This window comes from Clostridium sp., assembly GCF_047718555.1.
In the GTDB taxonomy this organism is placed as follows: Bacteria; Bacillota; Clostridia; order Clostridiales; family Clostridiaceae; genus Clostridium_I.
In genome coordinates, this window is the sequence record NZ_JBDNRK010000047.1 from 12,644 (window position 1) to 33,449 (window position 20,806).

Here is a 20,806-nt window from a genome sequence, read left to right on the forward strand (position 1 = left end):
CAGATTAAATTTATCCGTATAAATTGCTATTGGAAAATCATAAGAACCATGTTTTGCTATCTTCTGTAAATTGTCATCTACTTCTATTTTTGATGCCTGCATTTTTATCATCTCGCTAATATAGCTTTAATTTTTGCAATATATTAATTGTTATGTATTGAAAATAATAATAAAATTATTACAGATTTATTTAAATAAATCAATATGTTTGCAATTAACTTATAACCTGTTCAAAATAATTACAAAGAAAGTGAGTGAAAGTTCAACCGAGAATAAAAGGAATAATGCTTGTAATCATAGGTGCCATGTTATGGGGAGTATCAGGTACTGTTGCACAATACTTGTTTCAGAAAAAAACGTTTAGTCCAGAGTGGCTTGTTGTGATCCGTCTATTAGCATCAGGACTAATTTTGTTATTATATGCTTTTATGAAATGTAAACAAGATATATGGACAATCTGGAGGTCTAAACATACTATGTTGAGTCTCATTCTTTTTGGCATTATAGGGATGGTAGGTGTGCAGTATACCTATTTAGTTGCTATTAAATAATGTGGAAGATTTATTAAAAAATTTTTATATAAAAGACTCATTGACAAAAGTTAAATATAAATATATAATAAACATATTGGTATAATAGGGTATTGCAATTGTTAACCAGAAAACTGGAGACTGGATTCTTGCTAAAATTGATTTAGTGAGTTATCTGGTCTTTTTATTTTTTGGAATAAAGTTTATCCGATGACTACCCACTCTAATACTCCCAGCTTCTTCAAAGCGGGAGTAAAGGGTGGCTACGTCCCTGGATAACGACTTACCCTAAAGGACAACGATTTCTAAGTATCAAAAACCGATACTAAGAACTCTGTTAGTAAGCATCAGATGGAATGAAAACTCCACCTGACGCCAAGAATTCTGTTTATAAAAATATATAAATTGGGGGAGATATGTAAATGTCTTATATTGAAAGACCTAGGTTTTCCTGTGCTCTTGGGGGAGCTTTAAGTACTATTAGCGCATTGCCAAGAGTAGTTCCAATAGTTCATGCTACATCTGGTTGTGGAGCAAATCTTTTCGGGGCATATATGGGAGGCAGCGGATTTTGGGGATCGGGATACTGTGGGGGAAGTTCAGTGCCTACTTCAGGTATAACTGAAAATGATATTGTGTTTGGAGGATCTTCCAGATTAAATGAGCAGATAGAAACTACTCTGGAAATGATCGATGCAGATCTATTTTTGGTCACCACTGGATGTATGACAGAAATAATTGGAGACGATGTGGAAGCAGTTCTTAGAAATTTTAAAGATTCAAAAATTCCTATATTGTCAATAGAAACGGGAGGATTTAGAGGAAATTCATATAATGGGTATGAAAGAGTATTAGAAAAATTATTTAATAACTACTCAAATGAAAGCACAAAGAAAAGAAAAAATTTAGTAAATATTTTTGGATTAATTCCAGCTAGTGATCCTTTTTTTAGAGGAGATCTAGTTGAAATCAAAAGATTATTAGAAAAGCTTGGATTAGAAGTAAATACTTTTTTTACTAATGATCAAACTATAGATAATTTAATGAATGCATCAGGGGCATTATTAAATATTGTTTTATCAAGAACTTATGGAATTAGTGTTGCAGAAAGTTTTAAGGAAAAGCATGGTATCCCTTATTATGTAAGTGAGCTTCCAATAGGACCCACAGCTACAGCAGAATTTTTAAGAGATATTTCTAAGCTATTAGAAATAGATAATAAAAAAGTGGAGGAATTAATAAAGCAGGAAAATGAAAATTATTATAAATACATTGAAAGAATATCGGATGTATATGCAGATTCAGATTTTCAACATTATGCTGTAGTTGTAGGAAATGCAAATAATACCATATCAATAACAAGATTTTTATATGAAGATTTAGGATGGATACCTAAATTTTCAATAATAACAGATGGACTTGAAGATAATCAAAAAGAAGTTTTAAATGATAGATTTGAAAAGCTTAATGTAGATAAAGAAATTGAATTAATATATGAAACAGATGCTTCAAAAATTCAAGAGTATTTAACAAATATTATTGAAGTCAACAAATCTGAAAAATACCATGATGCTATTTCTCCTCTATTTATATTAGGTAGCTCCTATGAAAAAGACCTTGCTAATAAAGTTGGTGCAAAAATATTAAGTGTAAGTTATCCAATATTAAATAGAGCAATATTAAACAGAGGATATGCTGGATATAATGGTGGGCTGCATTTAGTAGAAGATTTATTAAATGTTATCCTGATGGGGAGGTAGATTAAATGGGTTATTTTGATAATAAAGTTGCTCCTAAACGTGAACATAGATTGAATTTTGTGGGAAGTGCCTTTGGTGGAAGCACTTGTGAATTATTAGGCTGCGCCAAAGATGGATGTTTAAAGAACAAAAAAAGAAGTTTTTCTCAGGCAACTGCCTGTCAGCTGGGATTAGTGCTGGGGATGGCGCTTACAATGCCAGATACTATATTTATAATTCACGGACCTGTAGGTTGCGGATCTCAAATTCATTCATCAGATTTTCCAGTTAGGTCTGGAACAAAGGCCAGGGGCGGAGTTCCTAAGCCTTTGATATGGTTATCTACCAATCTTAATGAAAAAGACGTCATTAATGGAGGAGAAGCTAAACTAAGAGAAACCATATTGGAGGCAGATAAACGATATAAGCCAATAGCTATTATTGTTATGAATACTTGTTCACCAAGTATGATTGGCGATGATATTGATGAGGTGGTAAGGAGTACACAAGAGACTGTGAATGCAAAAATAATACCAATGCACTGTGAGGGAATTAAATCTCCAGTAGTTGCTAACGCCTATGATACTTATTACCATGGCGTAGGCAGAAATTTGGATTTGTCTCCAAATTCATTAGAGAATACAAAAGGAAACAATGAAGAGTTTCAATTAAAAGAAATTAATTATAAAAAATCTGGAATTGTTAATTTATTTAATTTTGGTTCCCTAACCTATCCTGATGAGGTAGAGACTAAAAGATTACTAGAAGCGCTAGGTCTTGAAGTAAGGGTTTTCCCAAATTTTGCCCATCCTAATGATTTTAGAAAATTGTCTGAAGCAGTTTTAAATATAAGTCTTTGCAATGTACATGATGATTATTTTCTAACGTTTTTAAAGGAAAGGTTTGGTACTCCCTATTTTATTCATAATATGCCTGTGGGTATAAAAAATACAGGTGAATGGTTTATAGAGGTGGCAAAACAGGTTAATTTAGAAGAAAAAGCAAAAGAAATAATTGTCGCAGAGGAACAAGAGGTTTTTTCAGCCATAGAACCTTTTAAAAAATTTTTAAAAGGAAAAAGAGTGCTGGTAACTGGCGGTGTAATAAGAGTAGTATCTGATGCTATGCTTCTTCATGAATTAGGCTGTGAGATCATAGCAGTTAGGGCTCACCATTATGATAGTTTAAGTACTGATCTTTATACAAAATTTAATGAGAACTTTCCAAAAGTGGAAGTAAGTGTAGCGCCGAATCAAGCTTTTGAGTTGGTTAATATAATAAATAGAGATAAGCCTGATATATGCTTAACTCATGCAGGTGCCGGGGTGTGGGTATCTAAGCTTGGAGTGCCATCTTTACCTCTATTTGGAGGAGCATTTAATTATTTTGGGTATAAAGGTGCTTATGAAGTAGCAAGAAGGATGACAAGATTATTGAAAAATTCCTCTTTTCAGCATAAACTATCTGACAATACAAGTTTACCTTATAAAGAAGAGTGGTATAATAAAAATCCATTTTCATATATAAAGGGCTAAATAATTAAGTTAAATATAAGCATATATGCAATTCCAAATAATATTGAAGCTATTATTATATCAATATTAAAATAAATTTGTTTTCTCACAGTATCACCTCGTTATAGTATAATCATTGACAATATATGGGATAAGTATTCAGAAATTTTATCCGATAACTAGTAGCTGTAACACTCCACCGCACTCTGTGAAAGAGATTCACACAAAATTAAAAATTTTGGTTCTCTGCTTGCACGCAGCGAAAGCGACTCACACAAAATTAAAAATTTTGGTTCTCTGCTTTTCTAAAGGTAGAGATAACAGGCACACGTTCCTGGATAATTCATCTAAACTTAGTGGGAATACAAACTCCCGCTAAGTAAGACTCATTGATAGAATAATTGGCAGCTATAATCTTATTTAAGTAAATTAATTTGTAAAAAATTTACTTGACAGTTGAACTAGTGTTCTGTATAATATATGGTATAAATTGACAATTATAAAATTTAATGGGGTGGTTTTACGGATACTATGGTATTGACAGAAAAACAAGTAAAAGGGTTAAGATTAATACAGGAATATATGGATAAGCACAAATATGCTCCAACAGTGAGAGAGCTGGGTGAAAAGATTGGATTAAATTCTGCTAAATTAGTGCATTCATTTGTAAAAGATATTGAGGCAAAAGGATATATTTCCAGTGTAAACGGATGTCCCACAACAATTCAAATACTAAAACGTATATAAGTTAAAAAACCAAGTTGATTTATTTTCGCTTGGTTTAATTTTTTATTTAGTAATTGTATGACAAATATTTCCAAAATATATTGAGCGAATAATACCTTAGGGATATATCAAATAATAATGATGTATCCCTAAAATAAGTATTGGATATAATAATGGCTATAGCAGAAAGCATTAATACCATTTCTAATGCAACTAATATATTAGAAGAAAAATCAAAACAGATAGATAATATCTTAACTACAATAGGTAAAATTGCTGATAAAAAAAATTTACTTGTGTTTAATGAAGTATAAAGGCGGCTAGAGTGAAAAAAATCAGTAAATAGTAAATGAAAATCAATAATAGCATTTTATTAAATAGTTAAAAGATAAAGGAAAACTTGTTAAAATTAATAATAAAAATCAATAGGATTCAAATTTTTATAAAAAAATATGATTAAATTTGCGCATATGTGTTGTTTATTGATTGATTTTGTATTATGATAATTGTATGACAATCATAAAAACAATAGTAAAGGTTGTGAATAAAAAATGATATATACAGTGACTTTTAATCCAGCAATAGATTACGTTATAAATGTAAATGACTTCAAACCAGGAAAAGTCAATAGAGTTGCCAGTGAAGAAAAGTTTGCAGGCGGAAAAGGTATAAATGTCTCAAGAGTATTGAACAACTTTGGAATAAAAAGTAAGGCATTAGGTTTTATTGGAGGTTTTACAGGTAAATTTATAATTGATTCCTTAGAAGCTCAAGGTGTAGATACTGATTTTATACAGGTAACAGGTGATACAAGAATAAATGTTAAACTTAAATCAAATGAAGAAACAGAAATTAACGGTGGTGGACCAGTTATAACAGACGCAGATCTTGAAAAGCTATTCAAAATAATTGGTAACTTAGGCAGTGAGGATTATTTGGTATTATCAGGAAATGTACAGAGTTCAGTACCAAGAGATATATATTCTGTGCTTCAGGAAAAATGTGCATCTAATAAGGTTAAGGTTATTGTTGATACTACAGGGGACGCTTTAGTTGCTACATTAAAAAATAAGCCATTTTTAATAAAACCTAATAATCATGAACTAGGTGAAATATTTAATGTAGTTCTTGATAAAAAAGAGGATATCATAAAATATGCTCAAAAGCTTAGAGAAATGGGTGCTGAAAACGTAATTATTTCTATGGCAGAAAAAGGAGCACTTTTAATTACTGATAGTGGAGTTTATCATGCTTCACCAGCCAAAGGAACTGTACAAAATTCAGTAGGAGCTGGAGACTCTGTAATTGCAGGATTTTTAGCAAATTATTCTAAAAATCCAGATATAATAGAATCGTTTAGATGGGGTGCAACTTCTGGAAGTGCAACAGCATTTTCAAAAGACTTATGTAAAAAAGAAGATGTGGAATATTATTTACCGCAAGTAATCGTAACCAAATTATCATAATTTCTTGTATGATAAATTATAGAAATGCTTTATGGATAAAGGATTTTTATAATTTTAAGTATTTGTGTAAACCTTTTATGGACAATGTAGTTAACTTAGTAAAATAGTATAATAATAATTTTAATATATCTTAATTCCATTGTTCTTTTCTCATTGTGTAAAATTATAAAAAGAATTGAAGAGAATAATGTTTATATATTAATTATATAATATGGGAGGAAGAAAATGAAAATTACAGAACTTTTAAAGAAAGACACTATTATTCTAGATCTTAAGGCTAGTTCAAAAGCGGAAGTAATTGATGAATTAGTAAATAAGCTTGATAGTGCTGGTAGATTAAATAATAAAGAAGACTATAAAAATGCTATTCTGAAAAGAGAATCAGAATTCTCAACAGGTATTGGAGATGGAATAGCTATACCACATGCTAAGACAGCAGCAGTTAAGACTCCGGCTCTTGCTTTTGGGCGTTCTATTGAAGGCATAGATTATGATTCATTAGATGGAAATCCAGCTAACATATTTTTTATGATTGCGGCAAGTGAAGGTGCTAACAATACTCATTTAGAAACATTATCTAGATTGTCGACAATGCTTATGAATCCAGATTTTAAAACAAAGCTTCTTGAAGCTAAATCAGAGGATGAGGTTTTAAGTTTAATCGATAGTGAAGAGGAAGAAAAGTTAGAAGAAGAAAGTTCAGAAGGTTCTGTTGTAGAAGAATCAGAAGGATCTAAAGGCTTAGTATTAGCTGTAACTGCCTGTCCTACAGGTATAGCCCATACTTATATGGCAGCTGATGCCTTGAAAAATAAGGCTAAAGAAATGGGAGTAGACATAAAAGTAGAAACTAATGGGTCTACAGGTGTAAAAAGCAGATTGACAGAAGATGAGATAAATAGAGCTTCTGGTATAATTGTAGCAGCAGATAAAAAAGTTGAAATGGCTAGATTTGATGGTAAAAAGGTAATTCAGGTTCCTGTGGTGCAGGGAATAAAGAGACCTGAAGAACTTATAACACAAGCACTAAATGGAGATGCGCCAATATATAAACATGAAGGCGGCGGTGATAAATCATCATCTTCAGGTGGTGAAAAAAGTGGTTTTTATAAACATCTTATGAATGGTGTTTCAAATATGCTTCCTTTTGTTGTAGGTGGTGGTATATTAATAGCTATATCCTTTATGTTTGGAATAAAAGCTTTTGATCCTAAAGATCCAAGTTATAATTATATAGCAAAATTGCTTCATGATATTGGTGCTACTAATGCTTTTGCACTTATGGTACCTGTGCTTGCTGGTTTTATAGGTATGAGTATTGCAGATAGACCAGGATTTGCGCCTGCAATGGTAGGTGGTTTTATTGCAGCTAATAATGGAGCAGGATTTATAGGTGGATTAATTGCAGGTTTCTTAGGTGGTTATGTGGTAGTACTACTTAAAAAGCTATTTGCTAAATTACCTCAAGCGCTAGAAGGTATAAAACCAGTACTTATTTATCCGCTTCTTGGAACACTTATTACAGGTGCATTAATGTTTGTTGTAATAATACAACCTGTTACTGCGTTTAATTTATGGCTTCAACATGTGTTAAGTTCTATGGGAACAACTAACAGAATTTTACTTGGATTAGTTTTAGGTGGAATGCAGGCTATTGACATGGGTGGTCCTATAAATAAGGCTTCATTTACTTTTGGTATTTTCATGATAAGTGCAGGAAACTATCATCCACATGCTGCTGTTATGGCTGGTGGAATGGTACCTCCTCTTGGAATTGCATTGGCTACTACTTTCTTTAAGAATAGATTCACTAGACAGGAAAGAGAAGCTGGATTAACTTGTTATATAATGGGTTTGTGTTTCATAACAGAAGGTGCAATACCTTTTGCAGCATCAGATCCTGCTAGGGTATTACCAGCATCAATTGTTGGATCAGCAGTAGCTGGTGGACTCTCATTGCTATTTAACATAGGCTTACCAGCTCCTCATGGTGGAATATTTGTAGTTGGAATAGTATATGGAAACCCTCTACTTTATATTCTTTCTATTGCAGTGGGTGCTGTAGTAACTTGCTTGTTACTTGGAATATTAAAAAAGCCTATCAAAACTGATGAAGTTGCGGCATAGTAAAAATTTTATATGCAATAAATGAATTTTGCTTAGTGGAATGTTTCGTATTCCACTAAATTTAGAAAAATTATTCCGTGACGTTGTGCTGCTATTTTTGGCTTTAGAAGTTGAATATAACAGTTACTAATATGGAGTGAATAAAAGAAACCGTACAGAGATTTAATTTATATAAGTCTTTGTACGGTCTTTTTTTAAAAATTAAAACTATGCTATAATAATGAAAAAGTGATATATAAGAGGTGATATATTATGGAACTTGTACGTAAGGATCCCTATTATATTAAAAATATAGAGAATCCATCAGAAGAGATGCAATTAGAGGCAGTTAAAGACAATGGAAATGTATTGAAATTTATAAAAAATCCATCTACAACTGTTCAGTGGACAGCGCTTAGGAACAATGTCTGGGTTATTGAGTATATAGAAAATCCATCAGAGGAGATGAGTTTATTTGCTGTAGAGGGTGCGTGGAATACCCTTAAATTTATAAAAAATCCGTCGGATAAAGTTTTAAAAAAAGCTGTATCAATAAAGGGATGGGCGCTTCAATATATAAAGAATCCATCAGAGGAAATTAAGGAGATTGCAGTAAAAAAAGATTGGGATTCTGTAAAGTATATAAAAAATCCATCGGAGAAAATTCAGTTAATGGCAGTTTCAAAGTATTTTGGAGCATTGAAATATATAGATAATCCAACTGTGGATGTAAAAAGGAAGGCTATAATTGAAAATGCAGAAGCTATTAATTATATAGAAGATATAAATGAAGATGATATGAAAATCTTTTTAGAGGATAATGTGGATATAATTAAATATGTAGGAAGCAGAATTGACATAGAATGGGCGAAGGAAATTTTCAAAGATAAGTTAAAAAGTGAAAATATAGATAGAGAATATGTTTTGAAATTTATCAATTGTGATGTTCTAACTATAGACAAATTAAGTTTTATCCATGATTATGGCAGTGACAGGGTGAAAAGAATTTTTGTTGATTACAAGTTATCATATTAAGGAGAAATATAATATGAATTTTAATGATGCATTAAAATGTGTAGAATTGGTTATAGAAAGTGGTGCAGTTCCACTGCTTATAGGAGAAAGTGGTATAGGTAAGACTACTATTGTAAAGAATTTATGTAAAAGCAATAATTATTACAATATTAATATAGATGGAAATATGTTAAAAGAGGGTGAAATAGGCGGCCTTCCAACAGTGGAAGATTATTTAGTACATGTAAATGGAGAAGATACTAAACTTAAGAGAACTGTTTATGCTGTTCATGTAAAGCTTCAAGAAATAGAAAAAGTTTTAAGTAAAGATCCTGGCAGAACAATAGTATTATTTATAGATGAAATAAATCGTTGTGAGCACAGTGTACAACAGGAACTTATGAACATAATACTTAATAGAGAAATAAATGGTTTTAAAATACCTGATCAGGTAAAGGTCGTAGCTGCTATGAATCCTTCTAATAAATATAGAGAATATAATAACACTGATTATCAGGTAATAGATATGGATGCAGCCCAGGAAGATCGTTTTACATGGATAGAAGTAGAATCTGATACAAAAGCTTGGATTAGCTGGGGAATGGAAAATATAAATGGGATCAAAAATATACATGAAGATATACTTAATTTTATTTCTACTTTCCCTGAATATCTACATACTCCCAATTCAGTAGAAATGGTTAAAGCAACTCCAAGAAGTTGGGAAAGGGTATCAAATGTATACAACATATATTTGAATAAGGATGAAAAGATACCTAAAAATATTATTTATAGCGTGATAAAAGGTAATGTGGGAAGCAGTATAGCCCAAGAATTTATGAACTTTATAAATAGTAATAGAAGGCCGCTTATTACTGCTGAGCAAATATTTTTAGAAGGTACACTTAAGTCGGAAATTATAGAAGAAATAAAGAAAGAAAATCACTCAAGGTTATATTTAATAGCTAAAAATGTTCTTCAACATATAAAGAATAGTGATAATAAAATACAAGAAATAGATATATTTTCCAAATTGCTTCAGTACTATCCAGCAGATTTAAAATTAGCTATAATGAAAGAAATTAAAGAAAGCTATGAAGAAAGTATTTATCAAGACTTTTTAATGAATAAAAATTTTATTGAAGGTTTTTTTTCTATATATGGTGATTTTAAGGAGTAGGAGGATATGGAAGAAAATAATTTTGAAAGATTGAGAAAAAGATTATATGGGGAAGTGCAAATAGGAGAATATAATTCAGAAAATTTTAAGAAGGATTTTTTGAAATTAATAGAAATGTGCAATTTATCTCTTATGAAGGATGAAGATAATTTTTTTGGACTATTTCTTATTCAATGCAAACGGAAGATAGATTTTAAGCTTTCTACTGCTGTGGAAACAAAGTTATCTGGTGCTTATTTTTCCATGTATTTTAATCCAATTATGTTTTTAGAATGTACTTTAAAGGAAATGGAAGCTCTTATTAAACATGAGGTATATCATATCATGAGCAAGCACTATGAAAGAGCAAAAAATTTAAAATATAAATATAGTCAGCTTGCCATAAATCTTGCAATGGATATATCTATAAATCAGTACTTAATGTATTTACCTTCTTGGTCAGCAAAACTTGAAAATATAAGATTAGCTTATAATGTAGATCTTGAAGAAGAACAGACTATGGAGCAGTATGCAGCTAAAATACAAGGAGCTTTAGATAAGAAAATTAAAAAAGATAATAAATCTGAACAGGATTTTTCAAAGATGCATGAAATTTGGGAAGATATGAATGAAGATGTCAATATAGAACAAATGGATGAAGTAATAAAAAAAACAGCAGCTAATGCTTACAAAGGCAAAATACCTGAAAGTATAGATATTCTTATGAAATCACTTAATAATGTTCCAGAAATAAGCTGGAAGGATTATCTTAGAAGAAGTATTGGTGTAATTCCAGTAGGTCATAAAAAAACTGTAACAAGAAGAGATAGAAGACAGCCTGAAAGATTAGATTTAAGAGGAAAACTATCAAATAGGATAGTAAAAATTTTAATAGCCATTGATATTAGTGGAAGCATGTCTGATAAAGAAATAGAAAATTCAATGACAGAAATTTTTTCAATAGTTAAAAATTATCCTTTCGATATATCTATAATAGAATGTGATAGTGAAATAAGAAGAATATATAAAGTAAAGAGCATAAAAGATGTGAAAGAGAAGGTTAATACTAAAGGAGGAACTAAGTTTTCTCCGGTATTTCAATATATATATAATAAAAGACTTAAAGATTATGTTCTAATTTTTTTTACAGATGGGCTAGGTGAAAAAGAGCTTAAAATTTCTCCTTATAATTATAATACTATTTGGGTGCTAACAGGGAAGGAGCAAGAGCTTTCCCTTGAAAAACAAATAGGAGTAGTAGTTAAATTAAATAATTCAATAGATAAAAAAGAGGCGGCTAATGCATATGACCTTATTCGAGAGGCTATGAGAGATACAAGAAGTGAATGGGCTAAATAATAGCTTGTCTAATAAAAAAGTCCCCCAATTATATTAGAGGGGGACTTTTTATTGCTTAAATTATGCCTAACTTAAAGATAGATTAATCATTCTTTAATTCAGCCATACAATTTTTGCAAATATTTTTTCCTTTGTAATTTATAACATCTCTTGCATCTCCACAGAAAATACAAGCTGGTTGATACTTTTTAAGGATTATATGTTCACCTTCTACATATATCTCTAGAGCATCTTTTTCACCTATTTCTAATGTTCTTCTTAATTCTATTGGAATAACTACTCTACCTAATTCATCTACTTTTCTTACAACTCCTGTTGACTTCATCACAAGATCCTCCTTAAATAACAAAAATCGACTTATTAACTAATTAAATGATATCAAGCCTTAAGTATAAAGTCAAGTAATTTTTGATGAAAAATATAAATGTATAATAAATAATTTAGAATTTCTTTAGATTAATCGATAGTTTTCGACAAATGTATGACATATCATAGTAAATAAGTCGATAATATGAATAAAAATCTATTATTATTAATGTTATAATATATATGAAAGATTTTTATTAGTCGGAGGTATATAAATGAAGGTAATAGACTTTCACTGTGATACTATTTCAAGAATTATGGACAGCAGAGGAATGTCAGAACTAAAGTCAAATAATTTTAGCATAGATATTGAAAAATTAAAAAATGGAGATAATCTAGCTCAGTTTTTTGCTTTATTTTTAAATTTAAAGCACGTGAAAGACCCTTTAGAGTATTGTCTTAGTATGTTAGATAGGTTTTATATGGAGATGGAAAAAAACGAGGATTCAATAGCTCTTGTAAAATCTTATGATGAATTAATAAATAATAAGAAGAAAAATAAATTATCTGCATTTTTAACTATAGAGGAAGGCGGAGTTTTAAAAGGTGAACTTTATAACCTGAGAAATTTTTATAGGTTAGGGGTAAGGCTTATGACTTTGACTTGGAACTATCCCAATGAAATAGGATTTCCAAATTCTAAAAAAGAGTATATGGGAAAAGGATTAACAAATTTTGGTTATCAAGTCATAGAGGAAATGAATAGACTTAATATGATTATCGATGTATCACATCTTTCTGATAAAGGATTTTATGATGTATTGAAGTTATCTAAGAAACCTTTTATTGCATCTCATTCTAATTCAAGATTTATAACTGATCATCCAAGAAATTTAACAGATTCTATGATAAAAGAATTATCAAATATAGGTGGAATCATGGGCATAAATTTTTATAATAGATTTTTAGGAGAAAGTAGTATTAGTAAAATTGACGATATGCTCCTTCATATAAAACACATTTACAATATAGGGGGAATAGATGTAATAGCACTGGGCAGTGATTTTGATGGAATAGAATGTGAAGTTGAAATCAAAGATACATCAGAGATGTATAAACTTCAAGATGAGCTTAAAAAAAGTGGTTTTAGTGAAGATAATATAGAAAAGATATTTTATAAAAATGCTTTAAGAATTATAAAAGATATTTAGTCTGCAAAATAATCCTTCTGTTAATTTCAATAAATAATTTTTACAGGCAGTAATATTTTTATCAATGAATTTTAGTTAGTGGGAGTTTGTATCTCCACTAAGCTTAGATGAATTATATAGGAATGTGCAGATGTCATGGATAAATATAATAGTCAAAGTTTGCGGGTGATTTCATGAATTTTTCCATCAATTAAAGATTAATAGAAAACTAATTAGAAAAATTTATAAAAAGTACTTGATTAATAATAATTATTATTATATAATAGTAACTGTTGGCGATGAAATTGCCATTTGAACTTAATAAAAATTAAATAAAATATAAATAGAATTTTAGGAGGAATTTGTTATGAAAAAATTTGTTTGTTCAGTCTGTGGATACGTATTTGAAGGAGCTGAAGCTCCAGAAAAATGCCCTCAATGTGGTGCAGGAAGAGATAAATTTATAGAAAAAACTGATGATAAAGAAGAATGGGCAGATGAACATAAGATTGGAGTTGCAGCTGGCGTAGATGCAGAAGTAGTAGAAGGTTTAAGAGCTAATTTTACTGGTGAATGTACAGAAGTAGGTATGTACCTTGCTATGAGCCGTCAAGCTGATAGAGAAGGATATCCTGAAATAGCAGAAGCTTATAAGAGAATAGCTTTTGAAGAAGCAGAGCATGCATCTAAGTTTGCAGAACTTCTTGGAGAAGTTGTAGGAGCTGATACTAAAAAGAATCTTGAAGTTAGAGTAGAAGCAGAATATGGTGCTTGCAAAGGTAAAAAAGAATTAGCAACTTTAGCTAAGAAGCTTAATTATGATGCTATTCATGACACTGTACATGAAATGTGTAAGGATGAAGCTCGTCATGGAAAAGCTTTCAAAGGATTATTAAACAGATATTTTAAATAAAAATAAAAAATGGCTTTCTCAATTAAAGAGAAAGCCATTTTTTATTTCCAACTGTTTAAGGTATCTTTAAAGAAACAACTAAGATCTTTATACCGCTACTTTTTTAATATTTAATACGAACTATATAATTTAAGCTTGTATTAATATTCGTAAGTTGTATTGACTAGTTTACATTGCTCTGCTAATATGTTAAAGGGAGGGATATGATTTGAAAAATAATTATGACATTGTTATAGTAGGCGCTGGTCCTGCAGGGATTTTTACAGCAATTGAAATTACAAAAATCAAACCAGAATTAAGTGTTTTAATAATTGATAGAGGAAGAAGTATTGAAAAGAGAGTTTGTCCTGCAAGAAAGACTGGTAAATGTGTAAACTGTAATCCTTGTGGCATAACCTTTGGTTGGTCAGGGGCAGGTGCTTTTTCAGATGGTAAACTATCCTTAAGCCCAGAAGTTGGTGGAAGAATTTTAGACTATTACTCAGAAGAAGAAGCTCAAAAATTAATAAATTATTGTGATGATATATATCTAAAATTTGGTGCCAGTAAGACTGTTTACGGATTAAATAATGAGAGAGTAGACGAGATAAAATATGAAGCTAGTAAACACAATATTCGCCTTATTGAATGTCCTGTAAGACATTTAGGTACTGAACTAGCATATGAAGTTTTGAAAAAAATGTACCTGCACCTTATAGAGAATACTAATACTGAATTTGAAGAGCTTACAGAAGCTACAGATATAATAGTTGAAAATGGTAAGGTTAAGGGAATAAATATAAAAAATAAAGCTGGAGAATCTAGAATTGAAACTGAAAACTTAGTTGTTGCACCTGGTAGGGGTGGCGCTGAGTGGCTTACAAAGGAAGCAAAAAATCATAATATAAAGACTACTAATAACGCTGTTGATATTGGAGTAAGAGTTGAAGTACCAAACTCAATTATGGATCACTTAACTAAAGATTTATATGAAGCAAAACTTGTTTATTATTCCGATACTTTTGGTAATAAAGTTAGAACTTTTTGTATGAATCCTGGTGGAGTAGTATCTGAGGAACACTATGATGAAGGTATGGCAGTAGTTAATGGACATAGCTATGGAGAAAAAGAGTTGAGAACTAATAATACTAATTTTGCTATGCTTGTATCAACTACTTTTACGGAACCATTTAATCAGCCGATAGACTATGGTCAATATATTGCAAAGCTTGGTAATATGCTGACTGGTGGAGGAATAATGGTTCAAAGACTTGGTGATTTGTTAATGGGAAGAAGAACAAGTGAATCAAGACTTAAAAAATCAACAACTATGCCAACTATGAAATCAGCAGTACCTGGTGATTTAAGTTTTGTGCTTCCACAAAGGCACTTAACTTCAATAGTAGAAGCTTTAAAAGCTTTTGATAAAATTGCACCGGGCTTATATAGTAAAAATACTCTTTTATATGGAGTTGAAGTAAAATTTTATTCAAGCAAGTTTGAAACAAATGATAAATTTGAGACACAAATAAAAAATTTATACACTATAGGTGATGGAGCTGGAATTACAAGAGGACTTATGCAAGCATCCGTTACAGGAGTTATAGTTGCTAGAAATATAGCAAAACATAGTTAAATATTTAACCCAAGGGGAAAGTGAGGAATTATTATGTCAGCATTTATTGTTTTAGGAGCTCAATGGGGGGACGAAGGTAAAGGCAAGATGACAGACTATCTTGCAGAGGAAGCAGATGTAGTTGTTAGATTTCAAGGTGGAAATAATGCAGGTCATACTGTTGAAGTAGGAGATAAGCAGTATAAACTTCATCTTATACCATCAGGTATATTATATGAAGATAAGCTTAATGTTATTGGTAATGGTGTAGTTTTAGATCCTAAGGCTATGTTTGAAGAAATAGAATATCTTGAGAGTCTAGGAGTTAAGGTTACCCCTGAAAAATTATTGATTAGTGATAGAGCACAGCTTATAATGCCTTATCACAGAGCTTTAGATGGTGTTAAAGAAAAAGTAAGGGGTAAAAATGATATAGGTACTACAGGAAAGGGTATAGGCCCTTGTTATACAGATAAAGCTGAGAGATGTGGAATAAGAGTATGTGATTTAATGCACAAAGAAGTTTTTAAAGAAAAACTTAAAGAAAATATATCTAGCAAAAATGAAGTTTTATCCAAAATATATAATACGGATACATTTGATTTTGATGCTATGTATGAGGAATACATAAATTATGCAGAGAGAATGAAAGCCTTTGTAGCTGATGCCTCTGTAAGAGTGTACAATGAAATAAAACAAGGCAAAAAAGTGCTTTTTGAAGGAGCTCAGGGAAATCTATTGGATATAGACTATGGAACATATCCCTTTGTTACATCTTCTAGCACAATTGCGGGGGGAGTATGTACTGGAGCAGGCATAGGCCCTACTATGATTAATAGTGCTATAGGAATCGCTAAGGCATATACAACAAGAGTAGGAAAAGGTCCTTTTCCTACAGAGCTTTTTGACTCTATGGGTGAGCATATAAGAGATAAAGGTCATGAATATGGTGTAACTACGGGTAGAGCTAGAAGATGCGGATGGCTTGATACTGTAATTTTAAAATCAGCAGCAAGAGTTTCAGGGCTTACAAGCTTTGCTGTAACTAAGATAGATACTTTAGCCGGAATAGATAAAATAAAAGTATGTGTTGGATATGAAATCAATGGTAAGATTATAGATTATGTACCAGCGAGCCTTGAAGATCTAGCCATTTGTAAACCTATATATGAAGAATTTGACGGTTGGGATGATAGCATAGAAACTGCAAGAACTTACGATGAGATTCCAGCTAATGCTAAAATTTACCTAAAAAGAATAGAAGAACTAACAGATACAAAAGTTTCTATAGTTTCAGTGGGACCAAGAAGAGATCAAACTATTGTAGTTAGTGAAATATAATTGTATAATATTTATATTATTATAATTTAAACTAATAAAAATATACTTTATTAGTATACTAAATGTGTTATAATAAGAATACTAAGTATATATGAGAAGAGAGGTATGTATTATGGAAATTAATAAAGATACAACTATAGGAGAAGTAGTAAGAACTTATCCTGAGAAGGCACAAGTATTAATGAGTTTTGGTATGGGATGTATAGGATGTCCATCATCTCAAGGAGAAACATTAGAACAAGCTGCATTAGTTCATGCGTTAGATTTAAATGATTTATTATTAGCATTGAACAAATAAATTTATAAACATAAATTTTAGATGATATAGGCGCTGAATTTATCTTAAATTCAGTGCTTATTTTTAATTATTTTTAGATTTAATGCATTTTTTAGAATAATTATTCAGTATAATAGTTTTAGTCTATATATTCTATGTTGATTTAGACTTATAATATAGGTATAAAGTGTTACAACAATCTTTAATTTACTTTAATATAAATTATCTGCAGCATTTTCAATTTATTTTGTGGGGGGTAAATAATGTGAAAAATATAGTTTATGAAGAATCTTATAAAGTTCGTCATTATGAAGCAGATAGAAATGGAAGGGTTTTTATTGCAACTTTTGTAAATTATTTTGAGGATTTATCACTAAATCATTCCGAAAGCTTAGATATGGGGATAGAATATCTTTTGGAAAACAATATAGCTTGGGTTGTGTATAAATGGGATATAAATATAAATAAATATGCCAGGCTTGGTGAAGAATTAAGGGTACGAACTTGGGCACATTCAGTGAGAAGGTTTTATGCTTATAGAAAATTTGAAATTATAAATTCTTTAGGAGAAACAATAGTTACAGCTAATTCCTTATGGTTTATGATAAATATGAAGAGAAGAAGGCCTTGTAAAATACAAGGGGAAATAATAGAAAAATTTGGACTTACTGAAAAAGATAATACTCCAATTGAGTTTGAAAAGCTAAGAAAACCTAGTAATATTACTGCGGAGAAAACCTTTTTTGTCAGATATAGTGATATAGATACAAATAAACACGTAAATAACGTTAAGTATGTATCCTGGGCATTGGAAACAATACCAAAAGAAATAATTAATAACTATAAGCTGAAACAATTAAGGATAGACTATGATAAAGAGACTGCTTATGGAGAGGCTGTTAAAGTTTTGGGAGAAACTATAGAGATTGATAATGGATATATAGTCTACAATTCACTTTTAAATTCTAATGGTGAAAGATTAAATTTGGTAAAAACTGTATGGGGTAAGTAGGAATATAAATTATAATCAGGAATGGCACAAAAAATTTTTGATTTTTTATTTGGAAAATAATATAAAAATTTTAAAATATAAGCATATATACTGTAATAAGTTATCTCATTTATAAAATAGTATTTTAAAATATAAGATTAAAAAGATGTGTGTTTTAAAACAATATTTAATTATGAAATTAGATATCTATATTTAAATATTATTAATTAAGTATCATAAATTGGAGGTATAATTTTAATTATAACCTATATAATGCAATATTTATTGCACAAATTATATATTAAGAGTTGTAGATTTGAAATAACAAAGGGAGAGAAAGTATTTTGAAACATGATATTATTATAGTTGGTGGTGGTGCTTCAGGAATTATGGCAGCAATTACTGCTAAAGATCTAGGAAAAGATGTGGCGATTTTAGAAGGAAATGATAGAATAGGAAAAAAGCTGCTGACTACGGGAAATGGAAGATGTAACATAACTAACACGTGTGTTGATTATTCAAGATATCATAGCAATAATGATGGCTTTTTTAACTTTTCTCTAAATAATTTTAATTGCAGGGATTCAGAATTGTTTTTTAATTCCATAGGATTGCCACTTACGGTCTTAGAGGAGGGTAAAATGTATCCTATGTCTCTGCAGGCATCTTCAGTTTTAGATGTAATTAGACTGGCACTAGAAGAAAGAGGTATACCTGTATATTTAAATAACAAGGTTAAAGATATTAAAATAAAGAACTCAGAATTTCATATTTTTACAGATGATGGAGAAGAGAGTTTTCAGTGTAATAAACTAATACTGGCTACTGGTGGAAAGGCTGCACCTAAAACAGGATCGGACGGCATTGGTTATTTTATTGCAAAATCTTTTGGACATAAGATAATTAATCCTATTCCAGCCCTAGTACAATTAAAGCTTAAATATAAAAATCTAAAGGCATTGTCTGGAATTAAATTTAATGGATATTGTGAGGTATTAGTAAAGGGAGAAGTAAAAAGAAGAGAATTTGGAGAAATTCTCTTTACTGATTATGGTATATCAGGACCACCTATATTGCAGCTTAGTGGTATTGCAGCAAAAGCTCTTGAGCAGGGAAGCAATGCAGATATAAGAATTGACATGATGCCTCAATATAAAATGAATGAACTCATAGATTTTTTAGAAAATCATTGGGGAATGTTTAGCCATAGAACTGTGTTTAATTCACTTATAGGAATTATTAATAAGAAAATGATTCCTATAATTTTAAGGGAAGCTCAATTAGATAATATGCATAAGCCTTGTTTAGAATTAAGTTGGAAAGAAAAGAAAAATATTTACAATTTATTAAAGAACTGGATTTTTCAGGTTGTAGATACAAATTCTTTTTCCAATGCTCAAGTTACTGCTGGAGGGATTGATACTAAATATGTTGAAGCAGAGACCATGGAATCAAAAATTATAGATAATTTATATTTTTGCGGAGAAATATTAGACGTGGATGGTGACTGCGGAGGCTTTAATCTTCAGTGGGCTTGGAGTTCGGCATATATTGCAGGAAAGAACGCAGCAGATACTTAACTTTAATTTATTTATCCAATGACTAGCCGCTGTAATACTCTATCTAATAAAGCTGGAGATAACAGTGGCACATCCTTGGATATTTCATCTAAACTCAGTGGAAATGCAAACTGCCACTAAGTAAGATTTACTGATAATTTGAAGATGTGCAGATTGTATATTACCAATTGTAGTCACATAAATATCATTAGGATATTTATGTTTGTTTAGCTTATAATAATATTGAATAAATAAGTTATAATGTGGATCATAATAACTATAGTTTTTTACAAAATAGTGTGGTTACAATTATATATTAGAAAGGTTGATATGTATGAAAGCTGAGGAATTAATGAACTATAAGAATTGGGTTGTAGTAGGCGATGTCTCAAATAGCACCAAGTATGCTTATAAAATATTACAGGAATTAAAACAGAAGGGATACAATGCATCTGGCGTTAATCCTAGAGAAAAATCAGAAGATATATATAGAAATCTAAAAGATGTCAATTATAGAATAGATGTTGTAGATTTATGCATAAATCCTGTAATGGGCATTGGAATACTGAAAGAAGTAAGTGATTTAAACATAGATAAAGTACTCATCCAGCCAGGTGCAGGAAGTAATGAAATATTAGATTATTGTAGAAAAAATAGTATTACAGCAGTAGAAGGCTGTGCATTAGTAGAGCTTTCACATAAATCTAATAATTAGCTTATACTAATATATTTCAAGATAAGATATAGAAGAAGGAGTAGGAGTACATCAAAGATAAGATAAATTCAAGAATATAAGAAATATGGAATATAATGCCTTGTCAAAATTGGAAGTTACTTATTTCTTTGTGCAATAAATTACATTTTATCTTTATTATTTTAAGAAATATTAAAAAATACGAAAATTTATGTTGACATTAAACGGTTTTTTTTGTATCATATTTATTGTTAGGTCGCGAGATGCGGTAATAAATTTAATAAGGCCCCTTGGTCAAGCGGTTAAGACACCACCCTTTCACGGTGGT

The 20,806-nt window shown here is 30.4% G+C and carries 18 protein-coding genes and 1 pseudogene; 18 read left to right on the forward strand and 1 reads right to left on the reverse strand.

Annotated elements, in window-relative coordinates; all coding sequences use genetic code 11:
* Positions 1-254: 254 nt before the first annotated feature.
* From ABF633_RS15775 to ABF633_RS15820, 10 genes and pseudogenes are all read left to right on the forward strand, one after another.
* Positions 255-548, forward strand: a pseudogene (locus ABF633_RS15775) (EamA family transporter); the annotation flags it as partial.
* Between the two features lie 404 nt (positions 549-952).
* The gene (locus tag ABF633_RS15780) at positions 953-2,290 is read left to right on the forward strand and encodes a nitrogenase component 1 (protein WP_415524848.1); all 1,338 of its coding nucleotides are present in this window, start codon (positions 953-955) and stop codon (positions 2,288-2,290) included.
* Between the two features lie 5 nt (positions 2,291-2,295).
* Positions 2,296-3,804, forward strand: a complete 1,509-nt coding sequence (locus ABF633_RS15785) for a nitrogenase component 1 (RefSeq protein WP_415524849.1) — start codon at positions 2,296-2,298, stop codon at positions 3,802-3,804.
* A gap of 510 nt (positions 3,805-4,314) precedes the next feature.
* On the forward strand, positions 4,315-4,530 hold the full coding sequence (locus ABF633_RS15790) for a LexA family transcriptional regulator (RefSeq protein WP_415524850.1): 216 nt from the start codon (positions 4,315-4,317) through the stop codon (positions 4,528-4,530).
* 152 nt (positions 4,531-4,682) lie between these two features.
* Positions 4,683-4,823: a hypothetical protein gene (locus tag ABF633_RS15795; protein WP_415524851.1), complete on the forward strand. Its 141-nt coding sequence runs from the start codon at positions 4,683-4,685 to the stop codon at positions 4,821-4,823.
* A 237-nt stretch (positions 4,824-5,060) separates the two neighbouring features.
* Positions 5,061-5,975 carry a 1-phosphofructokinase gene (pfkB, locus tag ABF633_RS15800; protein WP_415524852.1) on the forward strand — a complete coding sequence of 305 codons (915 nt, stop codon included), beginning with the start codon at positions 5,061-5,063 and terminating at the stop codon, positions 5,973-5,975.
* Positions 5,976-6,200: 225 nt separating this feature from the next.
* Positions 6,201-8,102 (forward strand): fructose-specific PTS transporter subunit EIIC, encoded by a 1,902-nt coding sequence (locus tag ABF633_RS15805; protein WP_415524853.1) that lies wholly within the window; start codon positions 6,201-6,203, stop codon positions 8,100-8,102.
* Between the two features lie 252 nt (positions 8,103-8,354).
* A complete protein-coding gene (locus ABF633_RS15810) occupies positions 8,355-9,116 on the forward strand; it encodes a hypothetical protein (protein WP_415524854.1) in 762 nt (253 codons plus the stop codon).
* A gap of 13 nt (positions 9,117-9,129) precedes the next feature.
* On the forward strand, positions 9,130-10,275 hold the full coding sequence (locus ABF633_RS15815; protein ID WP_415524855.1) for an AAA family ATPase: 1,146 nt from the start codon (positions 9,130-9,132) through the stop codon (positions 10,273-10,275).
* A gap of 6 nt (positions 10,276-10,281) precedes the next feature.
* Positions 10,282-11,613 (forward strand): VWA-like domain-containing protein, encoded by a 1,332-nt coding sequence (locus ABF633_RS15820; RefSeq protein ID WP_415524856.1) that lies wholly within the window; start codon positions 10,282-10,284, stop codon positions 11,611-11,613.
* Positions 11,614-11,695: 82 nt separating this feature from the next.
* Here ABF633_RS15820 and ABF633_RS15825 read toward each other — a convergent pair whose 3' ends face one another.
* A complete protein-coding gene (locus ABF633_RS15825) occupies positions 11,696-11,938 on the reverse strand; it encodes an AbrB/MazE/SpoVT family DNA-binding domain-containing protein (protein ID WP_415524857.1) in 243 nt (80 codons plus the stop codon).
* Between the two features lie 256 nt (positions 11,939-12,194).
* Here ABF633_RS15825 and ABF633_RS15830 point away from each other — a divergent pair, with 256 nt between their 5' ends.
* The 8 genes from ABF633_RS15830 (at position 12,195) to ABF633_RS15865 (ending at position 20,499) form a co-directional block, all read left to right on the forward strand.
* A complete protein-coding gene (locus ABF633_RS15830) occupies positions 12,195-13,130 on the forward strand; it encodes a dipeptidase (protein WP_415524858.1) in 936 nt (311 codons plus the stop codon).
* Between the two features lie 346 nt (positions 13,131-13,476).
* The gene (locus ABF633_RS15835) at positions 13,477-14,022 is read left to right on the forward strand and encodes an NADH peroxidase (RefSeq protein WP_415524859.1); all 546 of its coding nucleotides are present in this window, start codon (positions 13,477-13,479) and stop codon (positions 14,020-14,022) included.
* A 208-nt stretch (positions 14,023-14,230) separates the two neighbouring features.
* Positions 14,231-15,637 carry an NAD(P)/FAD-dependent oxidoreductase gene (locus tag ABF633_RS15840; RefSeq protein WP_415524860.1) on the forward strand — a complete coding sequence of 469 codons (1,407 nt, stop codon included), beginning with the start codon at positions 14,231-14,233 and terminating at the stop codon, positions 15,635-15,637.
* A gap of 33 nt (positions 15,638-15,670) precedes the next feature.
* A complete protein-coding gene (locus tag ABF633_RS15845; protein WP_415524861.1) occupies positions 15,671-16,957 on the forward strand; it encodes an adenylosuccinate synthase in 1,287 nt (428 codons plus the stop codon).
* Positions 16,958-17,069: 112 nt separating this feature from the next.
* Positions 17,070-17,255 carry a DUF1858 domain-containing protein gene (locus ABF633_RS15850; protein WP_415524862.1) on the forward strand — a complete coding sequence of 62 codons (186 nt, stop codon included), beginning with the start codon at positions 17,070-17,072 and terminating at the stop codon, positions 17,253-17,255.
* A 244-nt stretch (positions 17,256-17,499) separates the two neighbouring features.
* The gene (locus tag ABF633_RS15855) at positions 17,500-18,246 is read left to right on the forward strand and encodes an acyl-[acyl-carrier-protein] thioesterase (RefSeq protein ID WP_415524863.1); all 747 of its coding nucleotides are present in this window, start codon (positions 17,500-17,502) and stop codon (positions 18,244-18,246) included.
* Between the two features lie 323 nt (positions 18,247-18,569).
* Positions 18,570-19,805, forward strand: a complete 1,236-nt coding sequence (locus ABF633_RS15860) for an NAD(P)/FAD-dependent oxidoreductase (RefSeq protein ID WP_415524864.1) — start codon at positions 18,570-18,572, stop codon at positions 19,803-19,805.
* Positions 19,806-20,118: 313 nt separating this feature from the next.
* Positions 20,119-20,499 (forward strand): CoA-binding protein, encoded by a 381-nt coding sequence (locus ABF633_RS15865; protein ID WP_415524865.1) that lies wholly within the window; start codon positions 20,119-20,121, stop codon positions 20,497-20,499.
* The last annotated feature ends 307 nt before the right edge of the window (positions 20,500-20,806 follow it).

Bases quoted from the DNA above. Each gene is read 5' to 3' on its own strand.
- ABF633_RS15780 (WP_415524848.1), top strand. From the start codon at position 953: ATGTCTTATATTGAAAGACCTAGGTTTTCCTGTGCTCTTGGGGGAGCT.
- ABF633_RS15785 (WP_415524849.1), top strand. From the start codon at position 2,296: ATGGGTTATTTTGATAATAAAGTTGCTCCTAAACGTGAACATAGATTG.
- ABF633_RS15790 (WP_415524850.1), top strand. From the start codon at position 4,315: ATGGTATTGACAGAAAAACAAGTAAAAGGGTTAAGATTAATACAGGAA.
- ABF633_RS15795 (WP_415524851.1), top strand. From the start codon at position 4,683: ATGGCTATAGCAGAAAGCATTAATACCATTTCTAATGCAACTAATATA.
- pfkB (WP_415524852.1), top strand. From the start codon at position 5,061: ATGATATATACAGTGACTTTTAATCCAGCAATAGATTACGTTATAAAT.
- ABF633_RS15805 (WP_415524853.1), top strand. From the start codon at position 6,201: ATGAAAATTACAGAACTTTTAAAGAAAGACACTATTATTCTAGATCTT.
- ABF633_RS15810 (WP_415524854.1), top strand. From the start codon at position 8,355: ATGGAACTTGTACGTAAGGATCCCTATTATATTAAAAATATAGAGAAT.
- ABF633_RS15815 (WP_415524855.1), top strand. From the start codon at position 9,130: ATGAATTTTAATGATGCATTAAAATGTGTAGAATTGGTTATAGAAAGT.
- ABF633_RS15820 (WP_415524856.1), top strand. From the start codon at position 10,282: ATGGAAGAAAATAATTTTGAAAGATTGAGAAAAAGATTATATGGGGAA.
- ABF633_RS15825 (WP_415524857.1), bottom strand. From the start codon at position 11,938: ATGAAGTCAACAGGAGTTGTAAGAAAAGTAGATGAATTAGGTAGAGTA.
- ABF633_RS15830 (WP_415524858.1), top strand. From the start codon at position 12,195: ATGAAGGTAATAGACTTTCACTGTGATACTATTTCAAGAATTATGGAC.
- ABF633_RS15835 (WP_415524859.1), top strand. From the start codon at position 13,477: ATGAAAAAATTTGTTTGTTCAGTCTGTGGATACGTATTTGAAGGAGCT.
- ABF633_RS15845 (WP_415524861.1), top strand. From the start codon at position 15,671: ATGTCAGCATTTATTGTTTTAGGAGCTCAATGGGGGGACGAAGGTAAA.
- ABF633_RS15850 (WP_415524862.1), top strand. From the start codon at position 17,070: ATGGAAATTAATAAAGATACAACTATAGGAGAAGTAGTAAGAACTTAT.
- ABF633_RS15865 (WP_415524865.1), top strand. From the start codon at position 20,119: ATGAAAGCTGAGGAATTAATGAACTATAAGAATTGGGTTGTAGTAGGC.